Raw genomic sequence first — 16,582 nt, forward strand, 5'->3', positions numbered from 1 at the left:
GGACCTTCCGCGCATCGCTCCTTCCGGCCGGGCGCCTGATCGTGGTCGACGAGGACTTCTCGTCATTCGGGCTGTCCGGCGAGGTCATCGCAGCGGTCGGGAACACGATCCGAGCGCACTCGGCCCGTGTCGCGGGTCTACGTGCCCGACGTGCCCGACGTGCCCGACGTGCCCGACGTGCCCGGCCTGCCCAACCTGACCAACCTGCCCAACGTACCCGTTCCCGACGTCCGCCAGCTCGAATACGCCGCGTCCGGTGTGCTCGTCACCTGGTTCGTTTGGCCGCGTGGCTTCGTGGCTGCGTGGCAAAGTGGCTAAGTGGCTTCGGAGTCGAAGGGCGCCGGCAGCGTGGCGGCCTCCCTGGCGCGCTTGCGTTGCAGATAGGCGCCGTCGGGGTTCGGCACCGCCCGCGACACGGTCGCCGATTGGCCTTTCAGCTCGTCTTCGTCGGTGAGAGCTTCACGGATGATGCGGCGCGGGTCATACTGACGCGGGTCGAGTTTCTTCCAGTCGACGTCGTCGAAATCCGGGCCCATCTCGTCCCGCATCCGGTCTTTGGCCCCGTTGGCCAGGTTGCGGAGCTGCTTCACGAGACGGGCGAGCTGGGCGGCATAGTGGGGAAGCCGTTCGGGTCCGAGCAGGAAGACGGCGACAATCCCGATCAGTAATATCTTCTCGAAGGTCAAACCGAACATTCCCCCAGAATAACCCCCGGCGAGGCCTCCCCGGACCATGCCCGGCCCCCCTTAGGCTTGACCCATTCATCTACTGGAGTTGCGCTGTGTCTGACAAAGATCTGAACTGGAAATTCTCCGACGACTCAGTCGTGGAGTCCGACGCTGTGGCGCGGGCCAGACAGCAGTCCCTCGAACTCGGAATCGACGCGATTTCTCCGGCGGTCGGCGCTCAATCGGCCGTGATCGCGGCCGCCACCGGGGCCCGGAGCATTCTCGAGGTCGGCACCGGTGCCGGCGTCTCCGGCATCTGGCTGCTCACCGGCGCCCCCGGCGCCACCCTCACCTCGATCGACACCGAGGTCGACCACCAGCAGCACGCCAAAGCCAACTTCGCCGAAGCCGGCATCCCCGCGAACCGGGTACGCCTGATCACGGGCCGGGCAGCGGATGTACTGCCGCGCATGAACGAGAACTCCTACGACATTGTGTTCGTCGACGCCGATCCGCAGTGTGTGATCGAGTATGTCGAGCATGCTCTGCGCCTGGCCCGCCCGGGCGGAACCGTGCTCGTGGCCCACGCGCTCTGGCGCGGCCGCGTGGCCAACCCGGCCCAGCGCGACGATGTGGCGACCGGCTTCCGCACCCTGTTGACCGTCATCGCCTCGTCCACCGCAGTCATCAGTGCCCTCTCCCCTGTGGGCGACGGCCTGCTGCAGATCACCAAGCTCCGCGCCTAGACGGTCGAGCACACCCTCCGGTGGTCGAGCCGATCGGTGGTCGAGCCGATCGGTGGTCGAGTCTGTCGGTCGTCGAGCCTGTCGGTCGTCGAGCCTGTCGAGACCCGGTGCGCCGGCTCCGGAGGCCCACACACCGGCATCCGTTGTCGCCGCCCGCGCTAACGGATGCCCCGGGCCGGGTTCGGAAGATGGCCCGCCTGGTTTCGACGACCTCGACCACCGGGCTCAGGTCGCTCGCGGCCGGGGATTTAAGCTGACGTCGGTCGAGTCGGACGAGACCGGTGACCCGATCCCGGGGACTCACCCTGACGTTGGTCGAGCCTGCCGAGGCCGAGACCGTGCCCGTGCCCGTGCCCGGTTGGCCGGGTTCCCTTCCGCGGCCCGCCAGGTGCGGGTGGGGTCGTAGCAGTAGGGTGCCCGGACTTCGGGTGTGCCGCGGATCATGCGGATGTTCCAGCCGGAGGTGTCGATGCTGTGGTGGTGGTACCAACACAGCAGGACCCCGTTGTCGATTTCGGTTTTTCCGCCGCGGTGCCAGGGGGTGACGTGGTGTACTTCGCACCAGGCGGCGGGCACGGTGCAGCCGGGGATGGTGCAGCCGCCGTCGCGGGCGGCGATGGCGCGGCGTTGGGCCCGGTTGAAGAAACGATTCTCGGTGCTGAGGCTGAGGACCTTGTTGTGCGGCCCGAACCGGATCTCCTGAAATCCGCCGGCGCAGAGCGCCTGCTTCACACTTGTCAGCGAGATCGGCGCTTCGACGCCGTCGATCCAGCCCACCCCATGGTCGGCGGTCAGGTCGGCCTGGTTGACGTGGATCATGACGGTGGGGGCGGCGCCGCCCATGGTTGGGGTCCCCGGGTCACGGGTGGCGGCTTCGAACACACCGCGGAGGATGTCGGCGCGTTTCTGACCCCCGTTACGGTCGTCGCTGAGGGCCGCGGCCTCCGCGCCCGGGATCAGCTGCCCGGCCGCCATGCGCGCTTGTTCTTCTTCGGTCGGAAACTTGGGCGCCGCGTGAGCGGAGAGATACGTGTCGAAGATGGCGTTCATGATGCCGCGGAGCTCCGGGGTGACTCCGCCGCGGAGCGGGTAGAGACCGTCGCGGAAGAGCCCGAACCCGACAGTGCTGCGGGCCTCGGCGACGGGCTCGTTGGGGGCGGTGCCGTCGGGATCGAGGCGAGCCTGCCACTGGCTGGCCATGCCCCGCACCAGGTCCGCGGGGAACGCGAACCCCTCCCCGGGCAGGCCGCGGGTTTCGTCGGTGACGGCGCCGGTGGCACTGGCCACCAGGGCACGTTCGGCAGTGCCGAGGTCGTCGGGCGCGACCCGGGCCGCGACCTGGTCGAGGGCGGTGACGATGTTCTCGGCCGCGTCCACGCCGAGGTCCCCGGCGGTGAGGGCGTCCGCCACGGCCGGGTAGTAGGGCGGCAACATGCTGGTGCCCGCCCGGCGCGGCGTGACGTTCTCGCCCAGGCGCACCCGCCGGTTCGCCTCACGGGAAGAGACGCGGGTCAGACGGGTGATCAGATCGATGCCGCTGCTGGCCCCGTTCGTATACGCGAGGGACTCGTGGCCGAGGATGCGCCGGGACCGCACCGAAATGTCAGCGGCGGAGGCGACCCTGGCCGCATCGACCCGACGGCCGAGGTCTTCAACCGTGCCCAGCACCATCATCGCGTCCGCCTCGCCCAGGAGGGAGAAAGACACCGAGTCGAGCGCGGCCGCGGCCAGATCACGGGCCTGCTGCAGCTGCTGCACGAGGGGTGACTGTGCACGGGGTGCCTGCGCGAGGGGTGCCTGCGCGAGGGACGGCACCCCCTGCGGTGAGGCGGTGGAGTGGTGCGGAGTGGGGGCTCCAGCCATACCTATATCGTATACACGTTCCAAGTTGGAGTCAATAGCTGAGGGAATATAACTGTTGAGTTTCGTTTTCCTGTTCTAATTGATTCGGTGACAGGAGGAGGTGGCGGCGCGGGGCACGGATGGTGCGGCGCGGGTTTGCAGGCTGGACTGCCGGGTTTTGGCACGCTCAACCACCGGCGGCGAGCGCAGCCAGCCCGGGGCATCCGTCGTGACGTCAACTCGGAGAAATACGCGACACGCCGGAACTGATGGCGCCCAAACCGGCGTTTCCTAAGATTCTCAGCGTTTACGTGCCGACGGATGCGGGTGGCGGGCCCGGTGACGGGTACCTCCGACGGGCGGTGCGACGGCTGTCCGCGGGAAACCCATCCGCTCCAGGTCGGCAAAAAAGATCGGCCGCACAACCTGAGCTGCGCGGCCGATCCTGGAACTATACGGTCGGCTGGACTACACCGGCGAGGGCATCGTGAAGCTCTTTGGCTTCAGCGTCGTTCACAGAGACGACAAGTCGACCTCCACCTTCGAGCGGAACACGCACGATGATAAGGCGCCCCTCTTTTACAGCCTCCATTGGCCCGTCTCCGGTCCTTGGCTTCATGGCCGCCATGAACTCCCCTTCCATTCATTCGTCTGAACTTCTATTATCTGCCATTACGGGCTGAGACTGTAATTAGGGAGGTGTCCAGTCCGCTCCGTCGACCCCCCAGCACAGCAGGAGCCAGCCCCACTGTCCGGCGATGAACAGCAGCACGATGCCCACCCGGTAGACGGCGCTCCGCGGCTGCGCCACGGCACCCAACAACGGAAACATCGGCATCAGCAGGCGGAAGGTGCTCGACTGCGGGAAAAACACCGCTAGCAGGTAGAGGCCGTAGCTGGCGAGCCAGAACCGCAGGTCAGTGCCCAGTCGGCGCACCGCCGGCAGCAACAGGGTCAGGCCGAACGCCAGGATGAGCCCCGAGACAACGATGATGCCCAGCGGCATCCCGAGCCACCAGACACCGCCCTGGAACCAGGCGGTGAACGGAACGAGTTCCTGGTAGCCGATGTAGGCCGACCGCCAGGCCAGCTCGGTGTCGGTGTAGGCGGTGATCGACCCCGTGGCGATCCAGGCGATGGCCGGCCAGGCCAGGCCGGAAATGCCGCTGAACACGGCAACGGATGACGCCAGCAACCGTTCGCGCACCGAAAACGGGTCTTGTGTCCGGGCAAGCCAGCGGTGCACGACGTGCAGCCCCAGGGCGAGCGCGAAGGCCAGGCCGCTGGGCCGGGTCAGCGCCATCACGGCGATCACCGGGAACAGCAGCACATACCGCCGCTCGAGCAGCAGGAGAAGAGCCAACGTGAGCAGGAAGAGGTACAGCGACTCGGCATAACCGAACTGCAGCACGGGCGACAGCGGGGCCACACAGAACAGCACCACCGCGAACAACGCCGTCCCGGAGGCCTGTACAGTGCGCATCAGCCGGTAGAACAGCAGGGCGGCGCCGAGGCTGGCGGCCAGGGACACGAATACGGCCACGGGTGCCCACGGCTGCCCGAGGAGCACCATCAGCAGGCGCACGACCACCGGGTAGCCGGGCATAAAGGCCCAGGCGTTCTCCGCGATCTCCCCGCCGGCGGTGAGCGGCAGTGTCGACGGGTAGCCCGCGACGGCGACGATGTTGTACCAGCGGGCGTCCCACATGTTCGCGAACTCCGCGTAGCCGGGTGACACGCCCGTCCACGGGTTGGCGCCCTGCACATTCGCAAGCAGTAGCACCAGGGTGGTCGTGACGAGCCGGGACGCGGCCCAGATCAGGGCGACCAGGGCCCACCACGGCGTGAGCCGGTAGCCGGCCTTCCAGCCGGACGACGCCACGGCTACCCGACGCTTGTGGTCAGCCACGCGCGAAGGCCGTCCTCGCAGTCCGTGATCTGCGCCAGGGCGACGCGTTCGTCGTCGGCGTGGGCCTTCAGTGGGTCGCCGGGGCCGTAGTTGACGGCGGGAATGCCCAGGGCGGAGAAGCGGGCGACATCCGTCCAGCCGTACTTGGGCTTGGCCTCGCCGCCGACCGCGGTCAGGAACTGCAGGGCCAGCGGGGCATCCAGGCCCGGCCGGGCACCCTCGGCCCGGTCGACGACGGTGATCTCGTAGCCCGCGAAGAGCTCCTCCAGGTGCACGATGGCCTCCGCCGAGGTGCGGCTGGGGGCGAACCGATAATTGATGTGCACCATGCACTCATCGGGGATGACGTTGCCGGCGATGCCGCCGCCGATGCCGACGGCGTTGAGGCCTTCGCGGTAGACGAGGCCTTCGACCTCGACCTGCCGCGGCTCGTAGGCCGCCAGGATGTCGATGACGGGCCCGATCTTGTGGATGGCATTGTCGCCGACCCAGCTGCGGGCGGAGTGGGCGCGCAGCCCGAAGGTGCGGATCTCCACGCGCACGTTTCCGTTGCAGCCACCCTCGATCTGGCTGTTTGTGGGCTCGCCGAGGATAGCGAAGTCCCCCGCGAAGAGGTCGGGCCGGTTGAGGGCGACGCGGCCGAGGCCGTTGAGGTCGTCGGAAACCTCCTCGTGGTCGTACCACATCCACGTTACGTCGACGCTGGACGCGGTCAGTTCGGCGGCCAGCTTCAGCTGCACGGCCACGCCGGCCTTCATGTCGACGGTGCCGCGGCCCCAGAGATAGTCGACGCCATCGATGGTCTCGAACCGGGTCGGCAGGTTGTCGTTCAGCGGGACCGTGTCGAGATGGCCGGCAATGATCACGCGCTGGGCCCGACCCAGGTTGGTGCGGGCGACGACGGTGTCGCCGTCGCGGAAGATGTCGAGGTGCGGGTACCCGGCCAGCGCGCGTTCCACCGCGTCTGCGATGGCGGCCTCGTTACCGGACACCGACTCGAGGTCGCAGAGCGCCCGGGTGAGCTCGATCGAGGTCGCGGACAGGTCCAGGTTCACGGTGTTTTGGGGCACTCTACTAACCTAGAGCCATGACCTCCGCCGTGCCCCCGACATCCGTTTCCCCCTCGAACGCGTGGGGCTACGGCCTCGCCACCGTCGCCGGCGACGGCACGGTGCTGGACACCTGGTTCCCCGAACCTCGGCTCGGAACCCTGCCGGCCGGCCGCGACCGCTGGATCGTGCCGTCTGAACTCGAGGAATTCGCCGGGGCGGACCCGAGGCGAATGGTGCGAATCGAGGCCGTGACGATCGAGATCGACCTCACCGCTGCGCCTGCCGGAACGTCGGATGCCTACCTGCGCCTGCACCTGCTGTCGCACCTGCTGGTGCGCCCGAACACCCTCAACCTCGACGGCATCTTCGGCCACCTGCCCGCCGTGGTCTGGACGAATGCCGGCCCGATGCTGCCCGCCGACTTCACCCGACTGCGGCCGGCCCTGCAGCGCCACGGCATCCAGACGACCGGAATCGACAAGTTCCCACCGCTACTGAACTACGTCACGCCCGACCGGGTGCGGATCGCGGACGCGTCCCGGGTGCGTCTCGGGGCGTACCTCTCCCCCGGCACCACGGTGATGCACGAGGGTTTCGTCAACTTCAACGCCGGTACCCTCGGCACCTCGATGGTCGAGGGCAGGATCTCTCAGGGTGTCGTCGTGGGTGACGGCGCCGACATCGGCGGCGGTGCCTCCATCATGGGCACGCTCTCCGGCGGCGGTACCGAACGGGTGTCCATCGGCGAACGGGCCCTGCTCGGGGCCAATTCCGGGGTGGGCATCTCGATCGGCGCCGACAGCGTCGTCGAGGCGGGGCTCTATGTGACCGCCGGCACCAAGGTGCTGCTGCCGGGCCAGCCGCGCACTGCCGACGGCACGACGCCGTCGGTGAAGGCCGTCGAACTCTCCGGGGTCGCGAACCTGCTTTTCCGCCGCAACTCGGTCTCGGGCGCGGTCGAGGTGCTGGCGCGCACCGGCACCGGCATCGTGCTGAACGCCCAGCTGCACGCCTGACGCCGGGCGGCCGGTCCGACGCTCGAGCGCGACCGAAACAACCCGCACGGCGGCGCCTCCGCTGAGTACGCTGCCAGTCGCAAGAGAGTGGCGTGGGAACGACGCACCCGACCATCATCGCCGAGGCGCCGCCCGCCTACAGCCCCAGGTCCCTGACGAATTCGACGGAGATTCTGCTCGAAATCGCCCTAAACAGGCCGGAAACCGGCATTTTCGGCAGAATCTCCGTCGAATTGGTTCGATCCCGGCAGCGCGGGCGCGCGGTGCCTCGCGGCGGCTAGCGGCGCGGAAAGTCGCGGGCCGGCGACCCGATGTAGAGCTGTTGCGGGCGACCGATCTTGGTCGTGGGGTCCTCGTTCATCTCGCGCCAGTGCGCCACCCAGCCGGGCAACCGGCCGATCGCGAAGAGCACCGTGAACATGCTGGTCGGGAAGCCCATCGCCTTGTAAATGACGCCGGTGTAGAAGTCCACGTTCGGGTAGAGCTTGCGCTCCCGGAAGTAGTCGTCGTTGAGCGCGATGTGTTCGAGTTCCTTGGCGATGTCCAGCAGGTCGTCCTTGACGCCCAGTGCGGCCAGCACCTCGTCGGCGCTCTCCTTGACCAGGGTCGCCCGCGGGTCGTAGTTCTTGTACACCCGGTGGCCGAAGCCCATCAGGCGAACGCCCTGTTCTTTGTTCTTGACCCGTTCAACGAACTTCTCGACGCCTTCGCCGGATGCTTTGATCTCGCCCAGCATCTTGAGCACGGCCTCGTTGGCGCCGCCGTGCAGAGGCCCGGAAAGCGCGTTGATGCCCGCGGAGACCGACGCGAACAGGTTCGCCTCAGTGGAGCCGACCAGGCGAACGGTCGAGGTCGACGCGTTCTGCTCGTGGTCCTCGTGCAGCATCAGCAGGCGCTCGAGGGCCTTACTGACGACCGGGTTCACCTCGTAGGGCTCGGCGAGTGTGCCGAAGATCAGCCGAAGGAAGTTGTCCACGTAGCCGAGCGAGTTGTCGGGATACAGGAATGCCTGGCCGATGCTCTTCTTGTAGGCGTACGCCGCCATCACGGGCAGCTTGGCGAGCAGGTGCACGGTGGCCAGCTCGACCTGCTCCGGATCGTTGGGCTCGAGCGCATCCTGGTAGTACGCGGCCAGCGCCGAGGTGCCGGCGGAGAGCACAGCCATCGGGTGCGCGTTGTACGGCAGCACGTCGAAGAGGCGGCGCAGGTCTTCGTGCAGCAGGGTGTGTCGACGGATGCGCGTGTCGAAGGCCTCGAGTTCGCTCGCGCTAGGAAGGGAACCGTAAATCAACAGCCAGGCGGTCTCGAGGAAGTTGGAGTTCTGGGCGATCTGCTCGATCGGATAGCCCCGGTAGCGCAGGATGCCCTTCTCGCCGTCGATGAACGTGATCGCCGACCGCGTGGCCGCGGTATTCACAAACCCGGAGTCGAGGGTGATCAGACCCGATTTGCGGGTCAGCGTCGAGATATCGATGCCGGAGGCGCCGGCCGTGCCGCGCACGATCGGGAACTCGGCGGATCCGCCGGGGAACGACAGTGTCGCCTGCTTGGGTTCGATGGATGGCGTTCGCTCGGCGATGTCGCTCACGGCGGCTCCCTGGGTCTGACTGAGTGTCACTGGATATCACTACCTAACCGTCTGGTGGCTGACCGTCTGTGGCGATGGGCCACAGCACACCGGTGTGTCTGGAGACGTCAACGCGGATACAGCCTAATGGCCGCAACCGCCTACTGTTGCATCCACCAAGAATGTCCACTCTTCATTGGAGAGAGTTGACATTTCCCGACAGTGGGGCATTAGCCAGCGTGCAACCGAGTCGCAGCCGCCGCGATGCGTTCGTCCGTGGCGGTGAGGGAGAAGCGCACGTGTCTCGGGTAGCCGTCGCCGTAGAACGGACCGGGTCCGGCGAGGATACCCCGCTCGGCGAGCCGCCCGATCGATTCCCAGGCGGGGCGCCCCTCGGTCGCCCAGAGGTAAAGCCCGGCCTCACTGCGGGTGATGCGGAAGCCCGCCGCCACCAGTGCGGGCAGCAGCACCTCGCGTCGCGCCTGGTAGCGCCGACGCTGCACGATGACGTGTTCGTCGTCGCCGAGCGCGGCCACCATGGCGGCTTGCAGCGGCGCGGGAAGCATGAGGCCGGCATGCTTGCGCACGGTCAGCACCCGGGCGAGCAGGTCCGCGCAGCCGGCCGCGAACGCGCCGCGGTAGCCGGCCATGTTCGACTGCTTGCTCAAGGAGTAGAGCGCGAGCACATCGTGCCGGTCCTGCCCGATGACGCGGGGGTCCAGGATGCTCGGGGTCGGCCGGGCATCCCACCCGTCGGTCCAGCCGAGCTCGGCGTAGCACTCGTCGGAGACGATCACCGCGCCGAGTTCCCGGGCGCGCGCGACGGCCGTGCGCAGCGCGTCGACCGAGAGAACCCGGCCATCCGGGTTGCCCGGGCTGTTCAGCCACACCAGCTTCGTCGTCTCGGGCCAGTCGGCGGGGTCGTCGGCGGCGAGGGCGTCCGCTCCGGCCATGGCCGCGCCGATGCTGTACGTCGGGTACGCGGCAAGCGGATGCACAATGATGTCACCCTCGCCGAACCCGAGCATGAAGGGCAGCAGGGCCACTATCTCCTTCGACCCGATGGTCGGCAGCACGTTCTTCTCGGTGAGGCCGGTGACGCCGCGCCGGCGCTCGTACCAGTCGATGATCGCCCGCCGCAGCTCCGGCGTGCCGGCGGTCTGCGGGTAAGAGTGGGCGTCGGTGGCCTGGGCCAGCGCTCGGCGGATGACCTCGGGCGTCGGGTCCACCGGCGAACCGATCGACAGATCGACGATGCCGCCCGCATGGGCCCGGGCCCGGGCGGCGAAGGGGACCATCTGGTCCCACGGGTAGTCGGGGAGCGGCTTCAGCATGGCTGAATCAGACCTGGGGAGGCAGCACGGCAATGATGGGGTGGTCCTTATGGATCACGCCGACCTTGGCCGCCCCGCCGGGCGAGCCGATGTCGTCGAAGAACTCGACGTTGGCTTTGTAGTACTCGGCCCACTGCTCGGGCACATCGTCCTCGTAGTAGATGGCCTCGACCGGGCAGACCGGTTCGCAGGCACCGCAGTCGACGCACTCGTCGGGGTGGATGTAGAGCGAGCGGTCACCCTCGTAGATGCAGTCGACCGGGCACTCGTCGACGCAGGCGCGGTCCTTCACGTCGACGCACGGCAGAGCAATGACGTATGTCACGTTGGAGGGCTCCCTTCACAAGCGAATATCTAGTCTATGCCGAACGCGGACGGGCCGGGATTCGTGGCCAGGCCAGCACGATCGTGGCCACCAGGGTCGGCACGACGGTCCAGAGCAAACCCGGAATCCCCTCGGGGACCAGGACAGAGCCGCCGGTGCTGCGCAGAGACAGGATGAAGATCGTGCCGAGGAGGCCGATCGCGCAGGAAAAGACGACCAGGCGGTCCCCCAGCATCAGCCGGAGACCTGCCAGGAGCGTCATGATTCCGGCCAGGGCCAGGATCAGCCCGATCGGGATCGTCACGGGCCCGATTGGGAGGGTGGCCTGGTGCGCGATCGTGCCGAGCACGCCGAAGGCGGCCCCGGTCAGGACGGCGACGACCGCGGCCAGGCCGCGGCTGAGCAGCCCGGGGGTCGCGTCCGGGTCGGGAGCGTGCGCCAGGGGCAGCCGCAGGAAGGTCTCGGTGCCACCGATCGTGACCGGGCGGTCCGCCGGGTCGGCCGGGTCGGCCGGGTCGGCTGCGGCCACCGACTCGACCGGCACGACGGTGTGGTCGGTAACGCTCCAGCGGCGCGCATACGCGGCGAGGGCGCGCAGCTTCTGGTCGACCTGGCCGCTCACATCGATCGCGACGAGCCGCTGGCCGACGGCATCCGTCACCTGGCGGTGCTCGAAGACCGGCACATTCAGGCTGTCGGCGGCCCCGGCGGCCGCCCGGCGGAGGGTGTCGTCGTCGGCGCCGATCACGACCGCGGTGGCGTGCACGTCCGCGAGCACGTCGGCGACGGCCTCGGCCAGTGACTGCGCCCCGGATGCCGCGGGCAGCATCCGCCAGTCGCTTACGTCGAGCGCCGCCATGGCTGCGCGCACGTCGGAGTCGTCCGCGGAGTGGGAGTCCGTGGAGCCGAACAGAACGACGACCTCGGCGTCGTCTGACCGCAGCCGGGCGATGGTTCCGCCGGTCAAAAGGGATTCCTGACCGGGCCGGTCGTGCACGAACACGACTCGTTCTGCGCTGCCGGACATGACCATTGCTGAGCTCCACGGAGTTGGGACGGGCGGACACCCGCGCATGAATGATAGCTGGACACGATCGCAGAACCGAAGCTGGAGTCAGGATACTGAGGTTAGCCTCACCAAACTTCTCCCACAAACCCAGGAAGCCTTGTGCTCGCGCAATGACCTGATCCGCCTCCGTAAAGGCCTCGAAGTCGCCCTCATCGTGACCATCCTCGTGGCCTACGTCGTGAAGGTCGGCCGCCGGGACGTGCTCCGGCGTATCCGGACCGGATGCAGCCTCGCCGTGCTGCTGGCGCTCGGCATCGGCGCGCAGCTCACCAACGGCACCTACGGCCTGTCGTTCACGTCCCAGGAGGCCATCGGCGGCGTGCTGTCGATCGTGGCGACGGGCCTCGTGACCTGGATGGTGTTCTGGATGCTGGCGCGAGCCCGCAACCTGTCCGGCCAACTCCGGTGCAGCATCGACCGCCCCCGCCGGAAACCTCAGCTTCAGCATCACCAACTCGGGCGACCAGGTCACGGAGTTCTACCTGCTCGCCGATGACGGCCTGCGCATCGACGGCGAGGCCGAGAACATCGGTCAGGGACTCACCCGCGACCTGGTCATGCAGCTGGCCGCGGGCGAATACGTCACCGCCTGCAAGCCCGGCATGACCGGTGACGGGATCGGCAAGGCCGGCTTCATCGTCACCGCCTCCGACCAGATCGTCGCGGTCGACGACGACCTCGAGGCGCAGATCGAGACCGCCAACGTCAACGACGCCTCCTCTGTGCGCGATCAGGTGGCCCAGCTGGTCACCGGCACCGACTGGCACGCAATCGAGAAGGACCTCTGGCCGGCCGACGCCGAGGCCGGTTTTCTCGCCTATCCGGCCGCGGAGCGCCGACGCCTCGCCGACCGCCTGATGCAGGACACCGCGACCCTGAACGAGGAAGTGCAGACCCTCTCCTGCACGCTGTCGCAGCAGACCAACGGCGCGATCGACCTTCTCGACGAGGTCGCCACCGGCAAGGTCGCCACCGGCAAGGTCACCGGCGAGGAGCAGTTCTGATCGCACACCGACCTCTGGGACTTCCAGGCCAACGTCGACGGTGCCGCGGTGCTCTACGCCGGCGTGCGGGACATCCTGGGCGACAAGGATGCCGCCCGCGCCGATAGCCTCGGCACCGAGTTCGCCGCGCTGCAGACACTGCTGGACGCCCAGCGCGTCGGCGACGGCTTCACCCCGTACACCGAGCTGAGCGAGGCCGAGATCAAGGCCCTCGCCGACCAGGTGGACGCCCTCGGCGAACCGCTCAACCAGCGGACCGCAACCCTGGTGCTCTAGGTGACCGGGCAACAGCAGTCGCGCGGCCTGTCACGTCGCGGGCTGCTCGGCCTCGGCGTTCGACGTTTCCGCGGGCACCATCAGGTCCGGGTTGGTCGACTGCTCCGCGACCGGACCGATGCCGCCGCCGCCATGGCTATGGGGCGTGACATCGGCGATTTCGGGGCCGTCAGCGGCCCTTACGACGCACCCCGGAGGACACCGGCGAGGCGCTCGGCCTGCCGGCCTCCGGGCTGACGATCACGTTCGGGTTCGGCCCGAGCCTGTTCGAGAGCATCGACGGCGCCGACCGTTTCGGCATCGGGAGTCGGAGCCCGGTCGAGCTGGTCGAATGCCGCACTTCCCCGGGGACAGGCTCGAGCCGGGACGGAGTGGCGGCGACCTCGGCATCCAGGCCTGCGTGGACGACCCGCAGGTGGCCGTGCACGCCAGCCGCAACCTCTCCCGCATCGCCTTCGGGCGCGCGGCCTTCCGCTGGTCTCAATTGGGGTTCGGACCCACTTCCTCGACGAGTACGGCGCAGGCCACGCCGCGCAACCACTTCGGTTTCAAGGACGGCACATCCATTATCACGGCAGAGGAGCCGGATGCCGCCGCCGACCATGTCTGGATCGGCGCCGAAGACGGGCCCGCCTGGCTGGCCGGCGGCTCCTATCTGGTGGCCCGGCGCATCCGGATGACCATCGAGTCCTGGGACCGCACCATCCTGCGCGAGCAGGAGGCCGTGTTCGGCCGCAAGAAGGCGAGGGTGCCCCGTTGTCGGGCGGCAGGGATTTCACCGCTCCGGGCTTCGCCCTCACCGCTCCGGACTTCGCCCTCACCGGCCGGGCAGACCTGCCGCTGATCGGCGCGGCAGCGCACGTGCGCCTGGCCCGGCACGACGCTCCGAACGAGTACATCCGTCACGTCGGGTCAGCCCTCTGCGCCGTCCCGCCCGGGGCCGCTTGGGGCCGCCCGCGGCTCCTACGCGGGTGCCGCCCTCTTCGCCTGATCCCCCGCGGCTGAGTGAGCCTGCCTTTCGGTCGGCCTGACCCGGTGCAGCAACTCCGGCCCGAACGAATTCGACGGAGATTTTGCCCGAACCACTCCCAAACACGACAAAACAGTCGTTTTTCGAAAGAATCTCCGTCGAATTGGTTCTCAGCTAGGCGGCCGGGGACACCGTGTAGAGCACACCCTCGGGAGTGCCGGCGACGACCACCGACCAGGTCTCGTTCGTCAGGGCCGCGACGCCGGCATCGCCGACGTTCGCGGTGGCGGCGTTGTCGGCGCTGAAACCGGCAACCTCGAGCATCGCCGTGGCGTCGGCCAGCGGGTCCGCGGCGCTGGTGGTGACGGTGACGACCCAGCCCCGGCCGGCGTCCGCGGTGTTCGCTGCCCCGAAACCGAGATCCCCGTCGATCACGGGGATCTCTTCCGGCCAGCCCTCGGGCAACTGCCCGCCCAGGCTGACATCGCCTCCGGTTGCCCCGTTCACCGCGCCGTCGACCGCGGAGCCGACGGCCTCGCCGGAGCATCCGGACAGCAGGGCCACGCCCGCGACGGCCAAGGTCACGACGAGCACACGTACTCGGTTCAACTGCATCAGGGATCCCATCCTTCGGTTCGATCGTTCACGTGCTTAAAAGCGCGAAACCGCAGGGGCAGCACTATGGAAAACCATAACCGCACCCCTACGGTTTCGCTCGTCGCGGCCGCTCAGCCGCACGGTGGCGACGGTTAGTTCGCGTCCTGCTTTTTCAGACGCGAGACGTTGCGCTGACGTGCCGAGGCGGCCAACTCGACCTTGCGGATGCGCACGACGGCCGGGGTGACCTCGACGCATTCGTCTTCACGGGCGAACTCGAGGCACTGCTCGAGCGTGAGCTGCTTGGACGGGGTCATCGATTCGAACGTGTCGGAGGTGGACTGACGCATATTGGTCAGTTTCTTTTCCTTGGTGATGTTCACGTCCATGTCGTCGGCGCGCGAGTTCTCGCCGATGACCATGCCCTCATAGACCTCTTCGGTCGGGTTGACAAAGAACGACATGCGCTCCTGCAGAGCGATGATCGCGAACGGCGTGACCACGCCGGACCGGTCGGCGACGATCGAGCCGTTGGTACGAGTGGTGATCGTGCCGGCCCAGGCCTCGTAGCCGTGGAAGATGGCGTTGGCGATACCGGTGCCGCGGGTGTCCGTGAGGAACTCGGTGCGGAATCCGATCAGGCCACGCGACGGAACGATGAATTCCATCCGGACCCAGCCGGTGCCGTGGTTCGCCATGTTCTCCATGCGTCCCTTGCGGGCGGCGAGCAGCTGGGTGATCGCGCCGAGGTACTCTTCCGGCGAGTCGATAGTGAGGTGCTCGTACGGCTCGTGAATTTTGCCGTCGACGCGCTTGACGACGACCTGCGGCTTGCCGACGGTGAGCTCGAAGCCTTCGCGTCGCATCTGCTCCACCAGGATGGCGAGGGCGAGTTCGCCTCGGCCCTGGACCTCCCAGGCATCCGGGCGTCCGATGTCGATAACGCGGAGCGAGACGTTGCCGACGAGCTCCTTGTCGAGACGGTCCTTGACCATGCGGGCGGTGAGCTTGTGGCCCTTGACCTTGCCGATGAGCGGCGAGGTGTTGGTGCCGATCGTCATCGAGATGGCCGGGTCGTCGACCGTGATGGTCGGCAGCGGGCGCGGGTCCTCTGGGTCGGCCAGGGTCTCACCGATGGTGATGTCGGCGAATCCGGCGACAGCGACGATGTCGCCGGGGCCGGCGCTCTCGGTTGGGTAGCGGTCGAGCGCCTTGGTGATCATGAGCTCGGTGACACGCACATTTGCGATGGTGCCGTCGTGCTTGATCCAGGCGACCGTCTGACCCTTCTTGATGGTGCCCTGGAAGATGCGCAACAGTGCGAGACGGCCGAGGAACGGCGAGGAGTCGAGGTTGGTTACCCAGGCCTGCAGCGGGTGCTGGTCGTCGTAGACCGGCGCCGGAATGTGCTCGAGGATCGCTGCGAAGAGCGGCTCGAGGTCTTCGTTGTCGGGCAGCTGGCCGTTCTCGGGACGGTTGAGGCTGGCGGACCCGTTACGGCCGGACGCGTAGACGACGGGCACGTTGAGAACCAGGTCGAGGTCGAGGTCGGGCACATCGTCGGCCATGTCGCTGGCGAGGCCGAGGAGCAGGTCCTGGCTTTCCTCGACGACCTCGTCGATGCGAGCATCGGGACGGTCAGTTTTGTTCACCAGGAGAATGACGGGCAGGTGGGCCTCGAGCGCCTTGCGCAGCACGAAGCGGGTCTGCGGCAGCGGACCCTCACTGGCGTCGACGAGAAGCACAACACCGTCGACCATGGAGAGGCCGCGCTCGACCTCACCGCCGAAGTCGGCGTGGCCGGGGGTGTCGATCACGTTGATGGTGATGGGGCCATCCTTGGCGTGGATGCCCTTGTAGGAGATCGCCGTGTTCTTGGCGAGGATGGTGATGCCCTTTTCGCGCTCGAGTTCATTCGAGTCCATGGCGCGCTCTTCGGTGTGTGAGTGCTCGGCGAACGAGTTGGTCTGCTGGAGCATCGCGTCGACCAGCGTGGTCTTGCCGTGGTCAACGTGGGCTACGATCGCGACATTTCGGAGGTTATTGCGCGTGGCAATCGCCATGAAGTAAATCCTTACGAAGAATGGATGCCGCAAAGTACCGCATGCGACGAAGAATGGATGTGTGTGGTCAAAGTCCGACCCAACGGACAATCCTACCGCACTCTCCCCGTCCGGGGGCTGAGAGTCCCTCGGATCCCGACTCGG

15 protein-coding genes and 2 pseudogenes are annotated in these 16,582 nt (G+C 67.7%); 6 read left to right on the plus strand and 11 right to left on the minus strand.

Annotation, left to right across the window (positions count from 1 at the left end; translation table 11 throughout):
- Nucleotides 1-126: 126 nt before the first annotated feature.
- The gene (locus tag E3T25_RS13020) at nucleotides 127-318 is read left to right on the plus strand and encodes a hypothetical protein (RefSeq protein WP_134374694.1); all 192 of its coding nucleotides are present in this window, start codon (nucleotides 127-129) and stop codon (nucleotides 316-318) included.
- Here E3T25_RS13020 and E3T25_RS13025 read toward each other — a convergent pair.
- Complete coding sequence (locus E3T25_RS13025) at nucleotides 315-695, minus strand: twin-arginine translocase TatA/TatE family subunit (RefSeq protein ID WP_104101037.1); 381 nt, start codon at nucleotides 693-695, stop codon at nucleotides 315-317. The genes E3T25_RS13020 and E3T25_RS13025 overlap by 4 nt on opposite strands.
- Before the next feature lie 86 nt (nucleotides 696-781).
- Here E3T25_RS13025 and E3T25_RS13030 point away from each other — a divergent pair, with 86 nt between their 5' ends.
- Nucleotides 782-1,414 (plus strand): O-methyltransferase, encoded by a 633-nt coding sequence (locus tag E3T25_RS13030; RefSeq protein WP_104101036.1) that lies wholly within the window; start codon nucleotides 782-784, stop codon nucleotides 1,412-1,414.
- A 300-nt stretch (nucleotides 1,415-1,714) separates the two neighbouring features.
- On the opposite strand, the gene E3T25_RS13035 is transcribed toward E3T25_RS13030, so the two are convergent.
- The 4 genes from E3T25_RS13035 to dapE all read right to left on the minus strand — a co-directional run bounded on the left by E3T25_RS13035 (nucleotide 1,715) and on the right by dapE (nucleotide 6,235).
- Nucleotides 1,715-3,277, minus strand: a complete 1,563-nt coding sequence (locus E3T25_RS13035; protein ID WP_134374696.1) for an HNH endonuclease signature motif containing protein — start codon at nucleotides 3,275-3,277, stop codon at nucleotides 1,715-1,717.
- A gap of 430 nt (nucleotides 3,278-3,707) precedes the next feature.
- On the minus strand, nucleotides 3,708-3,884 hold the full coding sequence (locus E3T25_RS13040; RefSeq protein ID WP_104099180.1) for a DUF3117 domain-containing protein: 177 nt from the start codon (nucleotides 3,882-3,884) through the stop codon (nucleotides 3,708-3,710).
- A 63-nt stretch (nucleotides 3,885-3,947) separates the two neighbouring features.
- Entirely contained in the window at nucleotides 3,948-5,165 is a 1,218-nt protein-coding gene (locus E3T25_RS13045; protein ID WP_241980869.1) for a hypothetical protein, read from the minus strand.
- Entirely contained in the window at nucleotides 5,141-6,235 is a 1,095-nt protein-coding gene (gene dapE, locus E3T25_RS13050; protein ID WP_134374698.1) for a succinyl-diaminopimelate desuccinylase, read from the minus strand. The genes E3T25_RS13045 and dapE overlap by 25 nt, the downstream gene beginning before the upstream one ends.
- A gap of 17 nt (nucleotides 6,236-6,252) precedes the next feature.
- On the opposite strand from dapE, the gene dapD reads away from it, so the two are divergent.
- Nucleotides 6,253-7,233, plus strand: a complete 981-nt coding sequence (gene dapD, locus E3T25_RS13055; protein WP_134342338.1) for a 2,3,4,5-tetrahydropyridine-2,6-dicarboxylate N-succinyltransferase — start codon at nucleotides 6,253-6,255, stop codon at nucleotides 7,231-7,233.
- Between the two features lie 277 nt (nucleotides 7,234-7,510).
- On the opposite strand, the gene E3T25_RS13060 is transcribed toward dapD, so the two are convergent.
- The 4 genes from E3T25_RS13060 to E3T25_RS13075 form a co-directional block, all read right to left on the minus strand.
- Nucleotides 7,511-8,791: a citrate synthase gene (locus E3T25_RS13060; protein WP_369827911.1), complete on the minus strand. Its 1,281-nt coding sequence runs from the start codon at nucleotides 8,789-8,791 to the stop codon at nucleotides 7,511-7,513.
- Nucleotides 8,792-9,030: 239 nt separating this feature from the next.
- Nucleotides 9,031-10,134, minus strand: a complete 1,104-nt coding sequence (dapC, locus tag E3T25_RS13065) for a succinyldiaminopimelate transaminase (protein ID WP_134374700.1) — start codon at nucleotides 10,132-10,134, stop codon at nucleotides 9,031-9,033.
- Between the two features lie 7 nt (nucleotides 10,135-10,141).
- Nucleotides 10,142-10,459, minus strand: coding sequence for a ferredoxin (gene fdxA / locus E3T25_RS13070; protein ID WP_104099174.1), 318 nt, complete (start codon nucleotides 10,457-10,459; stop codon nucleotides 10,142-10,144).
- A gap of 34 nt (nucleotides 10,460-10,493) precedes the next feature.
- Nucleotides 10,494-11,486 (minus strand): PIG-L deacetylase family protein, encoded by a 993-nt coding sequence (locus E3T25_RS13075; protein ID WP_134374702.1) that lies wholly within the window; start codon nucleotides 11,484-11,486, stop codon nucleotides 10,494-10,496.
- A 139-nt stretch (nucleotides 11,487-11,625) separates the two neighbouring features.
- On the opposite strand from E3T25_RS13075, the gene E3T25_RS13080 reads away from it, so the two are divergent.
- The 3 genes and pseudogenes from E3T25_RS13080 (at nucleotide 11,626) to E3T25_RS13090 (ending at nucleotide 13,652) form a co-directional block, all read left to right on the plus strand.
- Nucleotides 11,626-12,024 carry an FTR1 family protein gene (locus E3T25_RS13080; RefSeq protein WP_338145481.1) on the plus strand — a complete coding sequence of 133 codons (399 nt, stop codon included), beginning with the start codon at nucleotides 11,626-11,628 and terminating at the stop codon, nucleotides 12,022-12,024.
- A gap of 106 nt (nucleotides 12,025-12,130) precedes the next feature.
- Nucleotides 12,131-12,808, plus strand: a pseudogene (locus E3T25_RS13085) (imelysin family protein).
- Nucleotides 12,809-13,047: 239 nt separating this feature from the next.
- Nucleotides 13,048-13,652, plus strand: a pseudogene (locus E3T25_RS13090) (Dyp-type peroxidase).
- Between the two features lie 300 nt (nucleotides 13,653-13,952).
- Here E3T25_RS13090 and E3T25_RS13095 read toward each other — a convergent pair.
- Nucleotides 13,953-14,393, minus strand: coding sequence for a hypothetical protein (locus E3T25_RS13095; RefSeq protein WP_134374706.1), 441 nt, complete (start codon nucleotides 14,391-14,393; stop codon nucleotides 13,953-13,955).
- A gap of 134 nt (nucleotides 14,394-14,527) precedes the next feature.
- On the minus strand, nucleotides 14,528-16,438 hold the full coding sequence (gene typA, locus E3T25_RS13100; RefSeq protein WP_134342334.1) for a translational GTPase TypA: 1,911 nt from the start codon (nucleotides 16,436-16,438) through the stop codon (nucleotides 14,528-14,530).
- Between the last annotated feature and the right edge of the window lie 144 nt (nucleotides 16,439-16,582).

Origin of the sequence: Cryobacterium sandaracinum (assembly GCF_004403415.1) — a bacterium.
Lineage (GTDB): Bacteria > Actinomycetota > Actinomycetes > Actinomycetales > Microbacteriaceae > Cryobacterium > Cryobacterium sandaracinum.

Bases quoted from the DNA above. Each gene is read 5' to 3' on its own strand.
- E3T25_RS13025 (WP_104101037.1), bottom strand. From the start codon at position 695: ATGTTCGGTTTGACCTTCGAGAAGATATTACTGATCGGGATTGTCGCC.
- E3T25_RS13035 (WP_134374696.1), bottom strand. From the start codon at position 3,277: ATGGCTGGAGCCCCCACTCCGCACCACTCCACCGCCTCACCGCAGGGG.
- E3T25_RS13040 (WP_104099180.1), bottom strand. From the start codon at position 3,884: ATGGCGGCCATGAAGCCAAGGACCGGAGACGGGCCAATGGAGGCTGTA.
- dapD (WP_134342338.1), top strand. From the start codon at position 6,253: ATGACCTCCGCCGTGCCCCCGACATCCGTTTCCCCCTCGAACGCGTGG.
- dapC (WP_134374700.1), bottom strand. From the start codon at position 10,134: ATGCTGAAGCCGCTCCCCGACTACCCGTGGGACCAGATGGTCCCCTTC.
- E3T25_RS13075 (WP_134374702.1), bottom strand. From the start codon at position 11,486: ATGTCCGGCAGCGCAGAACGAGTCGTGTTCGTGCACGACCGGCCCGGT.
- E3T25_RS13095 (WP_134374706.1), bottom strand. From the start codon at position 14,393: ATGCAGTTGAACCGAGTACGTGTGCTCGTCGTGACCTTGGCCGTCGCG.
- typA (WP_134342334.1), bottom strand. From the start codon at position 16,438: ATGGCGATTGCCACGCGCAATAACCTCCGAAATGTCGCGATCGTAGCC.